The organism is Flavobacterium sp. HTF (genome assembly GCF_003105115.1).
Lineage (GTDB): Bacteria > Bacteroidota > Bacteroidia > Flavobacteriales > Flavobacteriaceae > Flavobacterium.
In genome coordinates, this window is record NZ_QETH01000079.1 from 1 (window position 1) to 20,264 (window position 20,264).

At 33.9% G+C, this 20,264-nt stretch carries 13 protein-coding genes and 1 pseudogene; 12 read left to right on the plus strand and 2 right to left on the minus strand.

Annotated features, from left to right (window positions below):
• From DCO46_RS22765 to DCO46_RS17995, 6 genes and pseudogenes are all read left to right on the plus strand, one after another.
• Nucleotides 1–370 (plus strand): annotated as a pseudogene (locus DCO46_RS22765) (hypothetical protein); the annotation flags it as partial.
• Nucleotides 367–1,080: a DNA repair protein RecO gene (gene recO / locus DCO46_RS17975; protein WP_116753873.1), complete on the plus strand. Its 714-nt coding sequence runs from the start codon at nucleotides 367–369 to the stop codon at nucleotides 1,078–1,080. The pseudogene DCO46_RS22765 and the gene recO, both read left to right, overlap by 4 nt.
• A gap of 82 nt (nucleotides 1,081–1,162) precedes the next feature.
• Nucleotides 1,163–3,055 (plus strand): PQQ-binding-like beta-propeller repeat protein, encoded by a 1,893-nt coding sequence (locus DCO46_RS17980; RefSeq protein ID WP_116753874.1) that lies wholly within the window; start codon nucleotides 1,163–1,165, stop codon nucleotides 3,053–3,055.
• Between the two features lie 55 nt (nucleotides 3,056–3,110).
• Complete coding sequence (locus tag DCO46_RS17985) at nucleotides 3,111–5,030, plus strand: hypothetical protein (RefSeq protein ID WP_116753884.1); 1,920 nt, start codon at nucleotides 3,111–3,113, stop codon at nucleotides 5,028–5,030.
• A 203-nt stretch (nucleotides 5,031–5,233) separates the two neighbouring features.
• Nucleotides 5,234–8,635, plus strand: coding sequence for an isoleucine--tRNA ligase (gene ileS, locus DCO46_RS17990; RefSeq protein ID WP_116753875.1), 3,402 nt, complete (start codon nucleotides 5,234–5,236; stop codon nucleotides 8,633–8,635).
• 8 nt (nucleotides 8,636–8,643) lie between these two features.
• Complete coding sequence (locus DCO46_RS17995) at nucleotides 8,644–9,024, plus strand: TraR/DksA family transcriptional regulator (RefSeq protein ID WP_116753876.1); 381 nt, start codon at nucleotides 8,644–8,646, stop codon at nucleotides 9,022–9,024.
• Nucleotides 9,025–9,247: 223 nt separating this feature from the next.
• Here the strand turns inward: DCO46_RS17995 and DCO46_RS18000 are convergent, their stop codons facing one another.
• Both DCO46_RS18000 and DCO46_RS18005 read right to left on the minus strand, forming a co-directional pair.
• Nucleotides 9,248–9,628, minus strand: a complete 381-nt coding sequence (locus DCO46_RS18000) for a hypothetical protein (protein WP_116753877.1) — start codon at nucleotides 9,626–9,628, stop codon at nucleotides 9,248–9,250.
• 33 nt (nucleotides 9,629–9,661) lie between these two features.
• Nucleotides 9,662–10,018, minus strand: a complete 357-nt coding sequence (locus tag DCO46_RS18005) for a roadblock/LC7 domain-containing protein (RefSeq protein WP_116753878.1) — start codon at nucleotides 10,016–10,018, stop codon at nucleotides 9,662–9,664.
• Nucleotides 10,019–10,198: 180 nt separating this feature from the next.
• On the opposite strand from DCO46_RS18005, the gene DCO46_RS18010 reads away from it, so the two are divergent.
• The 6 genes from DCO46_RS18010 to DCO46_RS18035 all read left to right on the plus strand — a co-directional run bounded on the left by DCO46_RS18010 (nucleotide 10,199) and on the right by DCO46_RS18035 (nucleotide 20,072).
• Nucleotides 10,199–10,414, plus strand: a complete 216-nt coding sequence (locus DCO46_RS18010; protein WP_116753879.1) for a hypothetical protein — start codon at nucleotides 10,199–10,201, stop codon at nucleotides 10,412–10,414.
• Between the two features lie 94 nt (nucleotides 10,415–10,508).
• Nucleotides 10,509–11,105: a lipoprotein signal peptidase gene (locus DCO46_RS18015; protein ID WP_116753880.1), complete on the plus strand. Its 597-nt coding sequence runs from the start codon at nucleotides 10,509–10,511 to the stop codon at nucleotides 11,103–11,105.
• 135 nt (nucleotides 11,106–11,240) lie between these two features.
• Nucleotides 11,241–14,399 carry a UvrD-helicase domain-containing protein gene (locus DCO46_RS18020; RefSeq protein ID WP_116753885.1) on the plus strand — a complete coding sequence of 1,053 codons (3,159 nt, stop codon included), beginning with the start codon at nucleotides 11,241–11,243 and terminating at the stop codon, nucleotides 14,397–14,399.
• Nucleotides 14,400–14,470: 71 nt separating this feature from the next.
• On the plus strand, nucleotides 14,471–15,664 hold the full coding sequence (kbl, locus tag DCO46_RS18025) for a glycine C-acetyltransferase (protein WP_116753881.1): 1,194 nt from the start codon (nucleotides 14,471–14,473) through the stop codon (nucleotides 15,662–15,664).
• A gap of 112 nt (nucleotides 15,665–15,776) precedes the next feature.
• Nucleotides 15,777–17,243 (plus strand): OmpA family protein, encoded by a 1,467-nt coding sequence (locus DCO46_RS18030; RefSeq protein ID WP_116753882.1) that lies wholly within the window; start codon nucleotides 15,777–15,779, stop codon nucleotides 17,241–17,243.
• Nucleotides 17,244–17,306: 63 nt separating this feature from the next.
• On the plus strand, nucleotides 17,307–20,072 hold the full coding sequence (locus DCO46_RS18035) for a PD-(D/E)XK nuclease family protein (RefSeq protein WP_116753883.1): 2,766 nt from the start codon (nucleotides 17,307–17,309) through the stop codon (nucleotides 20,070–20,072).
• Nucleotides 20,073–20,264: the final 192 nt, after the last annotated feature.

Consider the following 20,264-nt stretch of genomic DNA (forward strand, 5'->3'; position numbering starts at 1 on the left):
GTTGCATAAAACCAAACTTTTCTTTTTGTCTATTTTGCTTTTAGCAGCATATTATTTTTCAGTTCCGCAGGCAGGTTTATTTTATCCTGCAGCATTTGGTACAATTGTGATTATCGTTGCTTATAATTTTAAATGGTTTAATAATTTCGGTAAATATGGAGACTTTACTTACGGACTTTATATTTACCATTTTCCGGTTATTCAGCTTTTCAGGCAATATAATTTGTTCGAAAAATACAATCCTCTTCTTATGGCAGCAGCTGTTATTTTAGTGGCTTTGTTTTTTGCCGTTTTATCCTGGTATATAGTTGAAAAACGTTTTCTGGACAGATTCAAAGAAAATAATAAAAAACAAATTCCGGCTGTATGATAGTCAAAACAAAAGCAATCGTAATTTCATCCTTAAAATTTCAGGAAAAAAGCCTTATTGTAAAGTGTTTTACGCTTTCAAGCGGCCTGAAATCTTATTTCGTCCGCGATGCTTTTTCGAGCCGCAAAGCCAGTCAGAAAATTGCATACTTTCAGCCTTTGTCCATTCTTGAGATTGAAGCAGTTCATAAAAACAAGGGCACTTTGGAGAACTTCAAAGAAATAAAAACCGCAGTTCCCTTTCAGAGCATTCATACAGATATTGTAAAAAGCACAATGGTTATGTTTCTTTCAGAAATGCTCCATCATTCTATTCAGGAAGAAGAAAAAAACGAATCACTTTTTCTTTTTTTAGAAACCGCTTTAACCTGGCTTGATCATCATGATGATATCTCTAACTTTCATCTGATTCTTCTTTTAGAGACTACAAAATATTTGGGTTTTTATCCCGATACAACAGAAATTGATTTGCCGTATTTTGAAATAAAAGATGGTGTTTTCTCTCTTTTTCATGGGGTCAATGCACTCACTGAACACGAAACAAATCTGTTTAAAAAGCTGATTGAACTGAAATTTGACAATAATCAGAAAGTATTTCATGTAATTGAAAGACAGATATTATTGAAAATATTAATTGATTATTATTCTTCTCATTTAGAAGGATTTAAGAAACCTAAATCATTGGATGTTTTGAAAGAAATATTTTCTTAAATAAGATATAATTTCTATATATTCGCAGACAAGTATTTTAACTAAAAATATACCATTTTACCAATTCAAAACAAAATTTATTATGAAGAAATTTACTTTTTCTATTATTTTGCTTCTTGTAGTTAGTATTTCGGCTTTTTCTCAAAGAAAATATGACGAGATTGTAACTACCGAGAATAATGTGCAAGATCTTGTACAAAACGAAATTACAGGGGTTGTAGTTTTTAAAGAGGGCGGGACTGTAAAAGGTTTGGATCCTGAAACAAAAAAAGTTGTATGGACTCTAACGAAAGACGATTTCGGAGCAACATCTGCAGGAGATATCCTGAGCGATCCTGACTTTGGAAAAGTTTTCAAAGATAAGAGTGCCTTAACAAGCGTTCCTGGAAGCCCTTATGTTGAAGCATACATCAATAACAAATACATTATCATCAATACAGATAGTGGTAAAGTGGTTTACAATTCATCTAAAGAATCTTTTTGGGTAACACAATCAGATTTTATTCCTGAAACAGACGAGTATTTACTTACTTTGAAAAAAGATGGTGACATGGCAATTGCTTTGTTGGATATGAAAACAGGAGAATTGAAATGGAATACTACAGTAGATAAAGCAAAATCATTATTTAGTTTTTCTTTCAAAGAATCTGCAAACACAAACATTGCTACAGTACACGGATCTGTTATCTACTATTTGTTGTATGGAAAATTATATTCATTTGACAGAGCTTCCGGAAAATTAAACTGGAAAGGTGAAGAAGATTATTCAAAATTCTTTTTAACTCAAAATGATAAAAACATTGTTGTAGTTAATAATGCCGGAACTTTTTCTACAAAACAATATTTAAATGTATTGAATACTGAAACAGGAAAAAGTATCTGGAAAGAATCTATCAAAACTAAAAGAGTTGTTTATCTGGAAGACTGGGGAACAAAAATATTAGTAGCACATTATAGTGGTTTTAACTTTTATGATTTAAGTTCAGGAGAAAAAATCTGGAAAAAAGATGCTCGTGGAGATGGTTTGAAAAGAGTGATTCCAATCGACCAGGATTTCTTATACGTTGCTGAAAACGAAATGATGCTGATCAATAAAGACGGAGAAAAACTTTGGAAAAAATTCATCGAAATTTCTGATGATAAAGAAGATCCGATTTATTACTTAGGTAAAGTAGGTGAAAAAGTAATGTATCTTACTGGTACTTACGGAAACATGGTTGATTACAAATCAGGGGTTAAACTTTGGAAACGTAATATTCAATTTGACAAAGACCGTCCGGTATTGCCTGCTTATGACGAAGCTACAAATTCTTACGTAGTATATAATGACGAGAAATTATACAAATTCGACCCAAGCATCAGCGATAAGCCAGAGCCTTTTGCAAAAGTAAATATTAAGAAAGAAAAAGAACTAAACAGCATCGAACAATTTCCTTGGGGAGTTGTGCTTTCTGGTCCTGTTGAAGTAATGGGGGTTAATATGGATGGAACTATTAAATACCACCGTATTTATTCTCAACCGGGAGAAGGAACAAGACGTCTTCTAAAAAGTGCAGCAATTGCAGGAAGCATTGGTTTAGGAGTTGGTTCAGCAGTAAGCTCAGTAAAAGGAGCAGAAATTACAATGACTTACCGTGATTCAGAAGGTAAAATGAGATCTTCAGTTGTTAAAGAAGCAGATAAGACAAATCAGGATCAGGCAAAAGCGTATGCTGCCGGATCAGCGGCTCTTGGAATTGTAGCGGCTAAATTTAACTCTCGTTTTAAAGCAATGAAACAAAACAGAGACTACTCTTATATTTTTGCAAAAGCAGATACAGGAGAAAAAGTTTTGGTGAAAGTAAGTAAAGCTGACGGAGTTGAGGTTGATAAAATTATTTTCAACAACAATCAGCCGGTTTATGAAATTGACCCGGCAACTCAGAATATTTTTTATGTTTCTGATAAGTCAATTCAGATTTTCAACAAAAAATAAAAATTATAAAACTCAAAGCCATCAGGACTTGTTTCTGATGGCTTTTTTTTTGCCTATGAAAAAAATACTACTCTTAATGGCTTTACTTGTGATGGGTTCCGTTCAGGCACAAGAAAAAATAAGCTCTAAAAAAAAGAAGTTTTATATACCGGTAATTCGATATTCGGATTTCCCTGTTCTTGATAATGTGTTAACACAAACGACTTTTTATCAATTGGATAAACAGTTAATTCAGGAAGAAGCAATCTTAAAGAAACATTACTTTGATATAGAAGGATTCATAAAAGATCCGGCAAACGGAAAGCTTAAAATTTATCTGACCATTGCATTGCCTAAATACAATGCCACGAAAGTGGATAGTATATTTGACAAGAAAAAGAATGCATGGCAGTTTCAGGTCTATTCTAATTATGATGTAAAGATAAAAGTAGAGGCAAAGTGTGCCGATAAAATTTTGCTTTCAGAAGATTTTAATAGTGTAGAGTCTCATATCGTTGGTGCGGAATATAATAAAGGAAGTATCAAAGCTGTGATAGAATTAAATAATAAAAGAGTCGCAGATGCCGAACGGGATGATAATTTTACCGTTGCAGAACTGGGAATCGATAAAATGATTTATCATTCTGTAGACGGAATTCAAAACTATCTTAACTACAAATTAGCGTACAAAGTAGGTGAATCTAAAGAAAAGTTTGAATTTGTAACTTCAAAAGGACATCCGGAGTATAAACAAATGCTTGATTTTGAAACCGAAATTACGGCTGAGATGGAGAAGGTCACACTTGAAAAAGGTCTCGATGAAAAACTGCTTACACCGCATTTGCAATATTTAGAAAGTCTGTTGATTAAATACCCGACGTCTCCTGCAAACGAAAATATTCGGTTTATAGTAACAAATAATTTAGCCGAGACTTATTTCCTGCTTGAAAATAAGGAAAAAGCATTATTGTATGCTAACTTACTTATTGAAAATGATAAGCAGGATTCGAGAGGCTCAGCGATTATTAAAAGATTAAAAAACAGCGTCTTTGCAGATAAGAAAGTAAGAAGCCATACAACACGTTTTGCCGATCTTAAGAAATTAGGTCTTAAAATTGCCGAAGAAAAAGAAGAAAAAAGATTGGCCTTTTTTGAGAAAATAGAACAGCAGGATGCTGCATGGGAAACGGAGAAAGCAAATCGTGAAGCCAGTTTAGAAAAAGCAAAACTTCAAAGATTTAATTTGCTGGATTCAATTCCGTATCAGTCAAATGCAAGTTTACTGGCCAAAATTGTAGATAATTTAGGAGGAAGCCAGGCCCTGAAAAAAATTGAAAAAGCACACCTTTTATCTAAACTTTCCATAGAAGGAACCAATATCCCTCAAACGGAAGAAAAGTGGGCGACGACATCTAATTATCTTTTAAAGAAAAAAATGCCCGAAACCTATTATGAAATTGTAAACGGGCCGGAAGCATGGAGTCATGACGATCGTGAAAGTGGTGTAAACGCAAAATGGGCAAAATTATCAACATACGATTACAGTAATTTGTCTAAAAATGTTGATTTGGTAAACTTTCTTACGGATTTAAGACTTGATTTGTGGAACAATCTTGAAGTTTTACAGGATGAAATGTACGAAGGAAGATTATGTTATCACCTGAATTATTTTGAAAAAACCTTAAGTACAGGAAACAGAACAATCCCTAAAACAGATTACCATGTTTTTATCGATAAAGAAAATTACAATATAGTTTCTACAGAAAAAACAGAATTTGATAATGGAAATAAAAGCTTTTTCGAAAGAAAACTTTTTGGGGAATACCGTCCCGTTGCAGCATTAAATTCAGGAAAAATTCCACATAAAATCAATTATGAAATCGAGGATTTTAACGGAGAAACACTTTATCAGGAAAACCGCGAAAAGATAGAAGTGAACCCTGTTTTTGGAAACAGAATTTTTATGAAAGAAGTATATTTCGGAGGATTTAAATAGCCTTAAGCTTCTTTAAAACAAACAAATTAAATTTGATTGGTTTTTGGTCTATGTACTCAGGATTTTGAGAATAGTATCGGAAACTAATCAAATTTTTTGTTTTTGTATCTATTATCTCAACAAAAGTTTGTGAAATTTGAAGAAATTGGTGTACAATAATCCAAAATTCCTTACTTTCGCACCTCGATTAAGAAAAGGATAAAATGAGTACAAAATTTACTGAATACAAAGGACTTGACTTGCCAACAGTAGCGTCAGAAGTTCTTGATTTTTGGAAGAAAGAAAATATATTTGAAAAGAGTGTAACGACACGTGAAGGTGCTGAACCTTACGTATTTTTTGAAGGTCCGCCTTCAGCAAACGGATTACCTGGAATTCACCACGTAATGGCACGTGCGATTAAAGATATTTTTTGCAGATATAAAACTCAAAAAGGTTTTCAGGTAAAAAGAAAAGCCGGTTGGGATACTCACGGTTTACCTGTAGAATTGGGTACAGAAAAAGAATTAGGCATTACAAAAGAAGATATTGGTAAAACAATTTCTATCGAAGAATATAACGAAGCGTGTAAAAAAACCGTAATGCGTTATACCGACGTATGGAATGACCTAACCGAAAAAATGGGATATTGGGTAGATATGGAAGATCCGTATGTAACTTATAAACCAAAATATATGGAGTCTGTCTGGTGGCTTTTGAAACAAATCTACGATAAAGGTTTGTTGTACAAAGGATACACAATTCAGCCTTATTCTCCAAAAGCAGGAACCGGATTGTCTTCTCACGAAGTAAATCAGCCGGGAGCTTACAGAGATGTTACCGATACTACGATTGTAGCGCAATTTAAAACGCTTCCTGAAACATTGCCTTCGCTTTTACAAGGTTTTGGAGATATTCATATTCTGGCATGGACAACAACACCTTGGACACTTCCATCAAACACCGCTTTGACAGTTGGGCCAAAAATTGATTACGTTTTAGTAAAAACATTCAACCAATATACTTTTGAACCAATCAATGTTGTTTTGGCTAAAAATTTAGTTGGAAAACAATTCGGAAAAGGATTTGTTGCAAGTACTGATGAAGCTGATTTTGGAAATTATAAATCTGGTGATAAAAATATCCCGTATATAATTTTAGCAGAAGCAAAAGGTGCTGACCTGGTTGGAATTAAATACGAACAATTATTACCGTATGTCCTTCCATATCAAAATGCTGAAAATGCATTCAGGGTAATTTCAGGAGATTTCGTAACAACAGAAGACGGAACAGGAGTTGTACATACTGCTCCTACTTTTGGTGCAGATGATGCGAAAGTTGCTAAAGAAGCAACACCGGAAATTCCACCAATGTTAGTTTTAGATGAAAATGGTACAGCTGTACCGCTTGTAGATTTGCAGGGTAAATTTACTTCTCATTTAGGAGAATTGGCAGGCAAGTATGTTAAAAATGAATATTATGATGCGGGGCAAGCTCCAGAACGTTCTGTAGATGTTGAAATTGCAATTCGTTTAAAAGAAGAAAACAAAGCATTCAAAGTTGAAAAATATGTTCACAGTTATCCACACAGTTGGAGAACAGATGAGCCATTATTATATTATCCGTTAGATTCCTGGTTCATAAAAGTAACCGATGTAAAAGATAGAATGTTCGACCTGAACGAAACTATCAACTGGAAGCCTAAATCTACTGGTGAGGGACGTTTTGGAAACTGGCTGAAAAATGCCAATGACTGGAACTTATCTCGTTCTAGATATTGGGGTATTCCGTTGCCAATCTGGAGAACAGAAGACAAAAAAGAAGAAGTTCTTATTGGTTCTGTTGAAGAATTGTATAATGCAATAGAAAAATCTATCGAAGCAGGTTTTCAAACAGAAAATTCGTTTAAGGGTTTTGAAATTGGGAACATGTCTGAATCAAATTACGATTTAATCGACTTGCATAAAAATGTAGTAGATCAGATCATTTTGGTTTCGGCTTCAGGAAAGCCAATGAAACGTGAGAGCGATCTTATCGACGTTTGGTTTGACTCGGGAGCAATGCCGTATGCACAATGGCACTATCCTTTTGAGAATAAAGATAAAATAGACGAGAATAAAGATTTCCCTGCAAATTTCATTGCAGAAGGAGTAGACCAGACCCGCGGATGGTTTTATACGTTGCACGCTATCGGAACTTTGGTTTTTGATAAAGTAGCATACAAAAATGTTGTTTCTAATGGTTTGGTTCTGGACAAAAACGGACAAAAGATGTCTAAACGTCTTGGTAACGCAACAGATCCTTTTGAAACAATTGCAGAATACGGTCCTGATGCCACACGCTGGTACATGATTTCAAATGCCAATCCTTGGGATAACTTAAAATTTGATATTGAAGGAATTGCTGAGGTTCGTCGTAAATTCTTCGGAACTTTATATAATACCTATTCATTCTTTTCGTTATATGCTAACATAGATGGATTCAAATACGATGAAGCTGAAATCCCTTTAAATGAAAGGCCTGAAATCGATCAGTGGATTATTTCTGAATTACATACGTTAATAAAATTTGTTGACGAATGTTACGAAGATTATGAGCCGACAAAAGCAACAAGAGCGATTTCTGATTTTGTTCAGGAAAATTTAAGTAACTGGTACGTACGTTTATGCCGTCGTCGTTTCTGGAAAGGCGAATATGCCAAAGATAAAATTGCGGCTTATCAGACACTTTATACTTGTCTGCTTACGATCAGTAAATTAAGTGCTCCTGTCGCTCCTTTTTTCATGGATAAATTATACCGTGATTTGACAGCTTCTACAAAATCTGAGGAATTTGCCAGTGTTCACTTGGCTGAATTCCCAAAATTTGTCGAAAACTTTGTTAATAAAACGTTGGAAAGCAAAATGCAGAAGGCGCAAACTATCTCTTCGTTAGTATTATCACTACGTAAAAAAGAGATGATCAAAGTGCGTCAACCTTTGCAAAAGGTAATGATTCCGGTACTTGACGAAAATCAGCGTGCAGAAATAGAAGCTATTTCTGACTTGGTAAAAGCCGAAGTAAACGTGAAAGAAATCGAACTTTTAGATGATGCTTCCGGTATCTTAGTAAAACAGATTAAACCTAATTTTAAAGCATTAGGGCCACGTTTTGGTAAAGATATGGGGCTGATTTCTAAGGAGATACAAGGTTTTTCTGCAGATCAGATAAATCAGTTGGATAAGCAGGGGACGTTAGATATTGTTATTGCTGGAAATAATGTAACTTTATCATTAGAAGACGTCGAAATAACATCGCAGGATATCGAAGGATGGCTGGTTGCAAATTCAAACGGAATCACAGTTGCGCTTGATATCACAATCACCGAAGAATTAAAAAATGAAGGTATTGCGCGTGAATTGGTAAATAGAATTCAGAATATCCGTAAAGATTCAGGATTTGAGGTTACAGACAAAATTAAAGTACAAATAAAAAGAAGTGGTCTTTTGGAAGAAGCAATTCTGAAAAATGAAGATTACATCAAATCAGAAACATTAACAGAAAGCCTGGTTTTTGTTGACGCTTTAGAAAACGGCACAGAAATTGAGTTTGATGATATTAAAACAACGATATTAATTTCAAAATAATATATACCATGGTAGATGAAATTACACGATACTCAGATGCTGACTTAGCAGAGTTCAAAGAAATAATTCAAAATAAAATACAAAAAGCACAAGCCGATCTGGATTTAATTAAAAGTGCTTACATGAATGATTTAAATAACGGAACAGATGATACATCTCCGACATTCAAGGCTTTTGAAGAAGGAAGTGAAACAATGTCAAAAGAAGCAAACTCCCAGTTGGCTATCAGACAGGAAAAATTCATCAGAGATTTAAAGAATGCACTATTCCGCGTTGAAAATAAAACATACGGTATCTGTAAAGTAACAGGTAAGTTAATCAGCAAAGAAAGGCTTAAAATCGTCCCTCATGCTACAATGAGTATCGAAGCTAAAAACTTGCAGAGATAAATAATTAAGCGCTCCTTTAAGGAGCGTTTTTTGTTTAAACTTTTAAGGGCTGAAGGCTTGACAGAGAAGTTAAATTTTTGGAAGAAATCTTCTCTACTTAAAAAGAAGGAACTGAAATAAAACAGTGCTTTTTTTGTAAGTAAAAAAACACCCTGAATTTAGATTTAAATATATTTTTAATTAGAACCAGCTTTACTGAAGGTGGTTCTAATTAAAAAACAAATTAGGCTAAATTCTTTTCTAATTCTGATTTATGTTTTCTTAAAATGGCTCTCGTCATTCCAAGATTTGCTTTAGTTGAATCTGCAGCCAGATAAATCATAAATTTTTTATTTGGTGAAATGTCGATAATGTGAATTTGATTAGAAAGCGTAATCAAAATATCTTCTATATCCTGATTTAGGTTTAAAGCTTTTACGGCATTTAATTTTGCTTTTACAACTTCAAGATTATAAGCAGCAGCCAGTTCAGGGTCAAAAGCCGGATCAATAGTTAAATTTCCAAAGCTTAATCCTGATTCGATTTCGGTTACAGCTACAGCTATAAAGCCATTTACGTTGGTTTTCATTTCATTTAAAAACACATTTAAAAAATCATTACTCATAGTTTGTGGTATTAGGTGGTTAATAGATATATGTTATTTTAACAGGGAATTTTTACTTAGTTCAGCAGACACTTCTTCGAGAGATCGCATTAGCAAAGCAAGATTACTGCCTTCTTTTGAAAATGCGATAATAAAATTGGAGCCGCTGATTTTATTTCCAACTACAACACCATCAGAAGTTTTGAGGTAAAGTTGTTTTAATACGCCTTTTTCCAAATCTGCCAGGAACTTTTCGCTCATAGATAGTATTGCTGCACTCATTGATGCAATGCTGTCGCCGTATTCTATATTAAGGGAAGTGATTAGTTTTCCTTTTCCATTTAAGATTAACGCCGCAGTCGATTTTGTGTCTACCAGAAAATCGTTTAAAGTAGTTGTGATTTCGGTCATGATTTGTAAGATTTTCGGATAATTGTTAAAATTAATTCATTTACTGTATCTTATAGGGGATGATGGTGGTATTTGTACGAAACAACTGTTAATTTATTTAACAAATATAAATTAAATTATGTATCATTGTAATAGCAAATAGTTAATAATTCAAATTTTTTACTATAAAAACCTTACACAATGGCTAAAGTACTGAAATTCAAAGATGTGAACTCTGATGTCGAAAGCAGATTGAAAGAGTTTGAAAAAATGCGCGTAAAATATAAAGCAGATTTTAAAAAAGGTGAAGCCAAAAAAGCCAGTGCCGGAAAAGAAGGAACGGGTTTGCTAAAATCGATTTCTAATTTTTTTGCTGATACACCAAAAGCACCTGCAAATTCCGGTTTGAAAAAATAATGCTATATTTGGTTTTATTACAAAAGAATTAACGCTCCATTAGGGGCGTTCTTTTTGATTAAATTATTACTTTTGCCCATCAAAAAATCATAAAATGTCATTACGAAAAGCGTACTTCCTTATATTTTTAGTTTTACTTGTTGATCAGCTTTCTAAAATTTACGTAAAAACAAATTTTGTTTTAGGCGAGGAAGTAGTCCTTTTTGACTGGTTTAGAATTCATTTCATAGAAAACGAAGGAATGGCCTGGGGAACTAAAATTCCAGGACAATACGGGAAATTAATTTTGACTGTCTTCAGGATTTTTGCTGTATTTGGAATTGGGTTTTGGCTGGCAGATGCCATAAAAAAACATCATTCAAGATACCTGATAGTTGCTATTGCACTAATTTTTGCCGGCGCAGCAGGAAATATCCTTGATTCGGTTTTTTATGGAGTTATTTTTGACGGAAGCGAAAGTAATTTGGCAACCGCTTTTTCACCAACTCCTTACGGAACATGGTTTCACGGTTTAGTTGTAGACATGTTTTATTTTCCTATCTGGGAAGGTAATTTGCCATCATGGCTGCCTTTTTTTGGGGGTAAGCATTTTATGTTTTTTAATGCGATTTTCAACGTTGCCGATGTGGCAATTTCTACAGGTGTAGGTATTTTGCTTGTTTTTAATAAAAGGGCATTTCCAAAACATTAAACTGATTTTAAAAAGCCAAAAAATATAAATTCCAAATTCCAATAACTGAATGTAATAAGGCATCAGGTATTGGAATTTTGCATTATTGGGATTTAATATTTAATGTGCTATTTTTACCATACTAAAATCAAACCTATGCAAAGTTCGTCTTTTTCTATTTATGATGCATCTGCAGGATCCGGAAAGACTTATACTTTGGTAAAAGAATATCTTAAAATTATTCTTTCTTCTCCCAAAAATGATGCTTATCGTAATATTCTGGCGATAACTTTTACCAACAAAGCAGTTCATGAAATGAAAAGCCGTATTGTTGGCAGTTTGTCTGAATTTGCAAAAGACGACCCTTCTGCAAAAGCAATTGATTTAATGGAAGATTTGTCCAGGGAAACAGGGCTTTCTGTTATCAAAATCAAAACAAAATCACAAAGCATCATCAAGCATCTTATTCATAATTATGCTGCGTTTGATATTTCTACCATCGATAAATTTACTCACAAAGTAATTCGCGCGTTTGCCCATGACCTTAATTTGCCCATGACTTTTGAGGTGACGCTGGATACCGAAAATTTATTGGTCGAAGCTGTTGATGCCATTATTGCACAGGCAGGTCAGGATGAAACGCTGACCAAATTGCTGATTGATTTTACGATGGAAAAAACCGACGATGATAAAAGTTGGGATGTTTCTCGGGAAATTCTTGAAACAGGAAGATTGGTCCTTAATGAAAATAACCGAAATGAGATTTCTCATTTCCAGGATAAAACTATTGAAGAATTTGTTGCCATTAAAAAGAAAATGTCTGTCTTGTGTGCAGAGCTGGAAAAAGAGAACACCGATTTTGCTTTAGAGCTTCTGACAGTGATTGAAAATAACGGAATTGATTTAAAGTCATTTTCAAGAGGAACTTTTCCTAATCACCTCGAAAGTATTCGTGATGGGAAATTCAATCCAAGAAACAAAACTTTTCATGAATTTGAAGATATAGCAATTAACAAAACGGCAAAAGATAAAGCTTTAATTGAAAACCTTATTCCTGAATTCCTTCAGCGCTTAAGTAAAATCTATAAAAATTTTGAAAAAAGGGATTTCTACAAAGCCTTCCTTAAAAATATAACACCACTTTCTTTGCTAAATACAGTGAGCAATGAACTGGCCAAAATCCAATCAGAACAAAATATTTTATCGATTTCAGAATTCAATGCGATAATTCATCGTGAAATCCAGAATCAGCCGGCGCCTTTTATTTATGAGCGTTTAGGAGAGCGCTATCGTCATTTTTTTATTGATGAATTTCAGGATACTTCAGAAATGCAATGGCAAAATTTGATCCCTCTAATCGATAACGCCCTTTCGGGTCAGGATGATTTTGGAAATAAAGGGACACTGATGATTGTTGGGGATCCAAAACAGTCCATTTATCGTTGGAGAGGAGGAAAGGCAGAACAATTTATTGAACTAAGTAAGGATGTAAACCCTTTTGCAAATCCGGATAAAAAACTCGAGCATTTAAATACCAATTATAGAAGTTACAGTGAAGTAATTGATTTTAATAATGCTTTTTTTAAACTCATTTCTGCTGAATTTACAAATGCTGATTATAAAGATCTTTATGAAAATCATAGTTTTCAGAATGCAAATTCAAAAAAAGGCGGCTATGTAAATATTTCTTTCCTTCCTGTAATAGAAAAAAATGATTTTACAGACGAAGACGATGTTGTAGAAAAATCAGATTTATATGTATTAGCAACTCTGAATACAATTATGAATGTCGTTCGTGAAGGTTTTGAATATAAAGATATCGTAATTCTGACCCGAAAGAGAGATCAGGGAATAGCAATTGCCAATTATCTGACCGAACAAAATATTCCGCTTTTATCTTCAGAAACGCTGATGATCCAAAATGCTACAGAAGTACGTTTGATTGTTCATTTGCTGAAGTATCTGAATAATAGTGCTGATCTGGAAGCAAAAGCTAATTTCCTGCATTTTTTGGCTACAACCAAAGAATTAAAAATGCCTATTCATGATTTTATTGCGCTTGGAATGGCTCAGAAATATGAAAAAGATTTTGAAAGCTGGCTTCTGGAATTTGATGTTTCGCTTTCTTTTGATGATGTTAGAAAAAAGTCTTTATATGAAGCTGTTGAAATCATTATTGCAAAATTTATTCTTCCATCAGAAGGAAATGCATATGTGCAATATTTTCTGGATATTGTTTTAGAACGCGATATCAGGAATCAGGCCGGAATAGCAGATTTTTTAAGTTATTGGGACAAGAACGCAGAGAAATTCAGCATTCCTTCGCCGGAAGGAAACAATGCTGTTCGTATTATGACTATTCATAAATCTAAAGGACTGGAATTTCCGGTTGTTATCATGCCTTTTGCCGAGGAAGATTATAACAGAAAACCCAAAGATAAACTCTGGCTGGATACTGAAGAAGCTGATTTGGGATTGCCGAAAGCCTTAATTGATAATAGCAGTGCCGTGGAGGGTTTTGGTGAAAGTGCCTCGGCTGTTTTTAATTTAAAAAAACAGGAAGAATTACTGGATAATATCAATGTTTTGTACGTAGCCTTAACGCGTGCAGAAGAACAGCTGTATGTTATTTCTCAATCTTTAAAAGAAAGAAAAGATAGTGAGTTTCCGAATAATATGGCTTCATTTTTTATTAAATATTTAATGAATAAAGGAGTATATGATAAGGAAAAATTAGAGTATGAATTTGGAAATAAAACGAAACTTTCACCTTCGCACCATTCTGTTGATTTAGTAAAAGCAATTCCGATTGTTTCAGAAGTTTTAAATCCAAAAAATATAAAAATTGCTCAAAGAGAAGCTTTAATGTGGGGAACGCATCAGCAGGAAGCAATTTCTTATGGAAATATAATTCATGAAATCCTGGCTTTCGTTAAAGATAAATCAGATGTTGATCTTGCTGTTACAAAAGCGATTGAAAATGGTTTAATTACTTATGATCAGACAGAAAAAGTTCTGTTGACATTGCAGGAAATAGTAAACCACACTGAATTAATCGTTTGTTTTGATGGTAAAAATAAGATTTTGAATGAACAGACTATAGTGCAGAAAGAAGGAAAGATTTTAAAACCTGACCGGATTGTATTAACCGCAAATAAAGAAGCATATCTTCTGGATTATAAAACCGGAGCCAGTAATGCAAAATATACGAGACAAATTCAGGAATATCAGGATGCAATTGAAGATTTAGGATATAAAGTGTTAAAAAGAGCTTTGGTATATATAGGTTCGGAAATTGATGTGGTAAATTTGTGATAAAATTAATCAGATGTTAAAGCAGTAAACAGCTTCAAGTTGTTAATTTTTAACATATTAAATAAATAAAAATGTACGGTAAAATTAAAGAGCATTTGCAAAGTGAGTTGCAAACGATTGAAGAAAACGGAATTTTTAAAAAAGAACGTATTATAACTTCAGCCCAAGGTGCTGAAATTACTATTTCTACTGGAGAAACAGTTTTGAATTTTTGTGCTAATAATTATTTAGGACTTTCATCCCATCCTGAAGTGGTTCAGGCAGCAAAAGATGCTATGGATACTCATGGTTTCGGAATGTCGTCTGTTCGTTTTATATGCGGGACACAGGATATTCATAAAACTTTAGAAAAAAAGATTGCAGATTTTTATGGTACCGAGGATACTATTTTATACGCTGCAGCCTTTGATGCAAACGGAGGTGTTTTTGAGCCATTACTAGGAGAAAACGATGCTATAATTTCAGACAGTTTAAATCATGCTTCTATTATAGATGGAGTTCGTTTGTGTAAAGCGGCCCGTTATCGCTATGAAAATAGTAATATGGAAGATTTGGAGCAGCAGTTAATTAAGGCAAACGAAGCCGGTGCACGTTTTAAATTGATTGTTACTGATGGTGTATTTTCAATGGATGGTCTGGTGGCTCCTTTGGATAAAATCTGTGATTTGGCAGATAAATATGATGCTATGGTTATGGTAGATGAATGTCATGCGGCAGGATTTATCGGCGCAACCGGAAAAGGAACTCTTGAAGCAAAAGGAGTAATGGGAAGAGTTGATATTATAACAGGTACCCTTGGTAAAGCATTAGGCGGAGCAATGGGAGGTTATACAACTGCGAAAAAAGAAATTATAGAATTATTACGTCAGCGTTCCAGACCTTATTTGTTTTCCAATTCACTAGCTCCTGCTATTGTCGGGGCTTCAATTAAAGTTTTTGAATTATTAGAAAAAGATACTTCGTTAAGAGATAAATTAGAATGGAATACTAATTACTTTAAGGAGGGAATGAAAAAAGCTGGATTTGATATTATTGATGGTGATTCGGCAATTGTACCCGTTATGTTATATGATGCAAAATTATCACAGACAATGGCAAATGAACTTTTGAAAGAAGGTATTTATGTTATTGGATTCTTTTTTCCTGTAGTCCCAAAAGATAAAGCAAGAATTCGCGTACAATTGTCTGCGGCACATGCAAAAGAGCATCTGGACAAAGCCGTAAGTGCTTTCGTGTCAGTTGGTAAAATGTTAAAAGTTATATAATTCCCATTTTATTTAATTTTTGTAGGTTTTTTTTAACATTTGATTTTGTATTTAAAAATTTTGGTGTTACTTTTGCTTGTAATTAACTAAATTGTAATTAAAAAAATTAAGTATGAAACATCTTAACAAACTTTTAGTTGCTGTAATGATGGTGATGGGATTGTCCTCACACGCGCAAGACAGTAACAATCCATGGGCTATCTCTTTTGGAGTGAATGCCGTGGATACTAGGACTAGTGCAAGTCCAGAACATGTTGACTTTTTTCCGGCGCATTTCTCTCAGCCATTTGATGTAAAAGGTAACTGGAATATTCTTCCATCTTTATCTTACATTGGAGTGTCTAGATATGTAGGTTCAGGATTTTCTGTTGGTTTACAAGGGTCTGTGAATAAAATTGACAAATATGTTGTTTTTGATCCAGCTGATGCTAATCACGATTCTAGAGGTATGGTTGTAAGAAATCCTGGTGATTTGATGTATTACGGAATCGATGCTACTGTAAAGTACAGCTTCCAGGAATTAATCAAATCTAAAGTAATCGATCCTTCGTTATCTGTTGGTGGAGGTTACACTTTCTTCGGAGATAGCAGCTACGGAACAGTTAACCCAGGTGCTGGTGTAACTTTCTGGTTTACTGATGCTATTGGTCTTGAGCTTGCTACAAGATACAAATGGTCAGTTAGTGGTGATAGAGAAGATGCTTCTGGAACTCCAGATGCTCCATCTCACTTTCAACACACTGCTGGTTTAGTTTTCAAATTCGGAGGTAAAGATACTGACGGAGACGGAATCTATGACAAAGACGATGCTTGTCCAGATGTTGCTGGTTTAAAACAATTCAACGGATGTCCTGATACTGACGGTGACGGAATCGTTGATGCTTCTGACGCTTGTCCAGATGTATTTGGTTTAGCTGCATTAAACGGATGTCCAGATGCTGACGGTGACGGAATTGCTGATAAAGATGATGCTTGTCCAGATGTTGCTGGTTTAGCTGCTTTAAAAGGTTGTCCAGATGCTGACGGTGACGGAATCGCTGATAAAGATGACAAATGTCCTACAGTTGCTGGTCCAAAAGAAAACGGTGGTTGTCCTTTCTTAGACGCTGATAAAGATGGTGTTTTAGATAAAGATGATGATTGTCCTACAGTTGCTGGTCCTGCTAGTAACAGAGGATGTCCTGAAGTAACTTCTGAAGCATTAGAAGATCTTAAAGTTCAAGCAAGAGCGGTTTACTTTAACTCAGGAAAAGCTACTTTCAAAACTGGTGACAAAGAAACTCCAGCTAGATTAGATGCTATTAAAGAAATCCTTAAAAACTATCCAAACGCGAAATTCTCTATTGAAGGACACACAGATAGTACAGGTTCTGCTAAAATCAACCAAAAACTTTCTGAAGACAGAGCAAACGCTGTAATGAATGCTTTGATCGAAAGAGGAGTTAGCGCTGATAACTTAGTAGCTAAAGGATTTGGATCTAGTGTACCAGTTGCAAGTAACAAAACTGCTGCAGGTAAAGCACAAAACAGAAGAACTGAAATCAAACATATTGGTTCTAAATACGAAGGTAAACTATAATTTACCTTTTAAATAAATACTAAAAGCCATTCTTAATTGAATGGCTTTTTTTATTTTTATCAAATGATAAATATTTCTTTTCTCGAAAAAATAGCAACTGTTATAATTCAGGATTATTCAGGTCAACTTGCTGAAACTACTATTATTTTACCAAATAAAAGAGCCAGGGTTTTTTTAATAGAAGCTTTGAAAAAAGAAACTACTCATACTATTCTTTCTCCTGAAATTATTAGTATTGAGGATTTTGTACAGGATGTTGCAGCCATAAGATCTGTTGATTCAATTGAACTTTTATTTGAATTTTACGAGGTATATCTTTCAGTTACCGAAAAACAGCATCAGCAATCTTTTGAATTATTTGCCAATTGGGCAAAAACACTTCTTCAGGATTTTAATGAAATAGATCGTTATTTGCTCGAACCTTCTCACGTTTTATCTTATCTGAAGGATATTGAGGATATTAAAAAATGGGGTTTAGAAATAGAAAATAAAACTAAGCTTTTAGAAAACTATATTGATTTCTGGAAACTGCTTCCTTTGTATTACGAATCTTTGTATAGCCATTTGCTTAATAAGGGAATTGGTTATCAGGGATTAATTTATCGTGAAGCGGTTAATAATTTGAATCATTTTTCAAACAGTATATCCAATAGGACTTTTATTTTTGCTGGATTCAATGCCTTAAATGCAGCCGAAGAAAAAATCGTTCAGCATCTTTTGGCCTTAGATCAGGCTAAAATTTACTGGGATGTTGATCAGGTTTTTCTCAATGATCCTTATCATGATGCAGGACTTTTTGTCCGACGTTTTAAAGAAAGTTGGAAACACTATAAATCAAATCATTTTGAGTGGATTGTTGATGACTTTTCGCAGTCCAAAAATATTCAGGTTATCGGAACACCAAAAACGATTGGTCAGGCCAAATTAGCAGGAAGCATCATTGAAAATATAATCTCAGATAATCCAACAACCTCTCTTGACAAAGTAGCCATCGTTTTGGGCGAAGAGAATTTGCTAATGCCTGTTTTATATTCTTTGCCATCAACTGTTGGTGCGTTAAATATTACTATGGGTTACTCCGGAAGGAATAATCCGTCGCAGATATTGATTGCAAAATTATTTAAAATGCACACCAATACATTATCAAGAAAAGGAGATAGTTATGTTTTCTATTATAAGGATGTATTAGATATTTTGACTCATCCATTGGTGGAGCCTTATGCAAATACATACAACTTGGTAAAAATAATAAAAGAGAACAATTATACTTTTATCACACATAACAGATTATTTGAACTCAATTTAAATCCTTCTGTTTTATTTCAGTTATTATTTCAGAAGTGGGAGAACGGTTCAATAGCAGTTCTCGAAAATATATCAACCCTTTTGCTTTTAGTAAAAGAAAACTTCAGCAATGATAATGAAGAAGAAAAGATTGCCAAATCTTTTGTGTTTGCTGTTTTTAAAGTAATCAATAAACTAATAAATTATTATTCTAAACATGCACATATCGACAACATAGATACTTTGTATGCTATTTATAAACAGGTTATTGATGTTGCTGAAGTTTCGTTTGAGGGGGAACCATTGAAAGGATTGCAAATTATGGGTGTTTTGGAAAGCCGTGTTCTGGATTTTGAAACCGTAATTGTAACTTCTATGAACGAAGGAAAATTTCCTGCCGGAAAATCTCAAAATTCATTTATACCTTATGATGTTAAAAAAGAATTGGGCTTGCCTACTTTTAAAGAAAAAGATGCTATTTATACCTATCACTTTTATCACTTACTGCAAAGAGCTAAAAATATCTACCTGATTTATAATACCGAAAATGATGGTCTGGACGCGGGAGAACGCAGCCGTTTTATCACACAATTAGAAGTTGAAAAACAAGCCAGACACAATCTTACCTTTGATATTTATAATCCGGTTTTGCCTTCAACAGCGTATCAGCCTATAATAGTTCCAAAATCGGATGCGGTTATGGAGCGGTTAAAAGAGATTGCAACAGTTGGGTTTTCTCCATCAGCACTGACGAGTTACATTCGGAACCCAATTGATTTTTATTTTCAAAAAATTCTTCGGATTCGGGAAGTTGAAGAAGTTGAGGAAAATATTGCCTTGAATACTTTAGGAACAATTATCCATGAAACCTTAAAGGCTTTGTATGACCCGTTTGTAGATAAATTTATCTCTGAAAATGATATTGCTAATTGTTTTAAATTGCTGGATGACGAGGTTCTGAAACAATTTAAACTGGTTTATAAAGAAGGAGAAATCAAAAAGGGCCGTAACCTTCTTGCGTTTGAAGTGGCAAAACGAAATGTATCTAATTTCCTGAAAATGGAATTAGAGTCTATAAAAAATGGCGATGCGATTAAAATCATTGCTTTAGAAAAAACCTTTGAACGTCAGTTTCATCATCCTGACCTGCCATTTCCGGTTTTAATTAAAGGAAATGTCGACAGAATTGAATTGCGTAACGGAAAAATAAGAATTATCGATTATAAGACCGGAAAAGTAGAAAAAGCAAATGTCACTCTGAAATCATGGAAAGGGTTAACTGAAGAGCTTAAAAACGATAAAATTATTCAGGTTCTGGCTTATGCGTTTATGTATGAACCTGAGGCCGGCGATATCCCGATTGAAGTAGGTATTATTTCATTCAAAAATTTAAAATCAGGATTTCTTCCTTTTGGATTTAAAGAGGATAAAGAATTGATTATGAATGTTTCTAAAGAGATACTAAACAATTATTTAGATCAAATTGCTTTATTATTAAAAGAGATTTTTGATGCTAATTTATCTTTTGAAGAAAAAATAAATTAACGATGAATTTAAAAGTTAAACAACTTCTGGCAAAAAAAGGAATTTATCTGACAATTAGAAGAGAGCGTTAAACACTGGTCGGACATGATAAATAAAATATTATTTTTCATTTCGTCTAAAAAGACAATTTTTGTGATATTCACCCTAAAAATGTTTTGAAAACAAATTCGTACTTTTTAACTGGATTAGTTT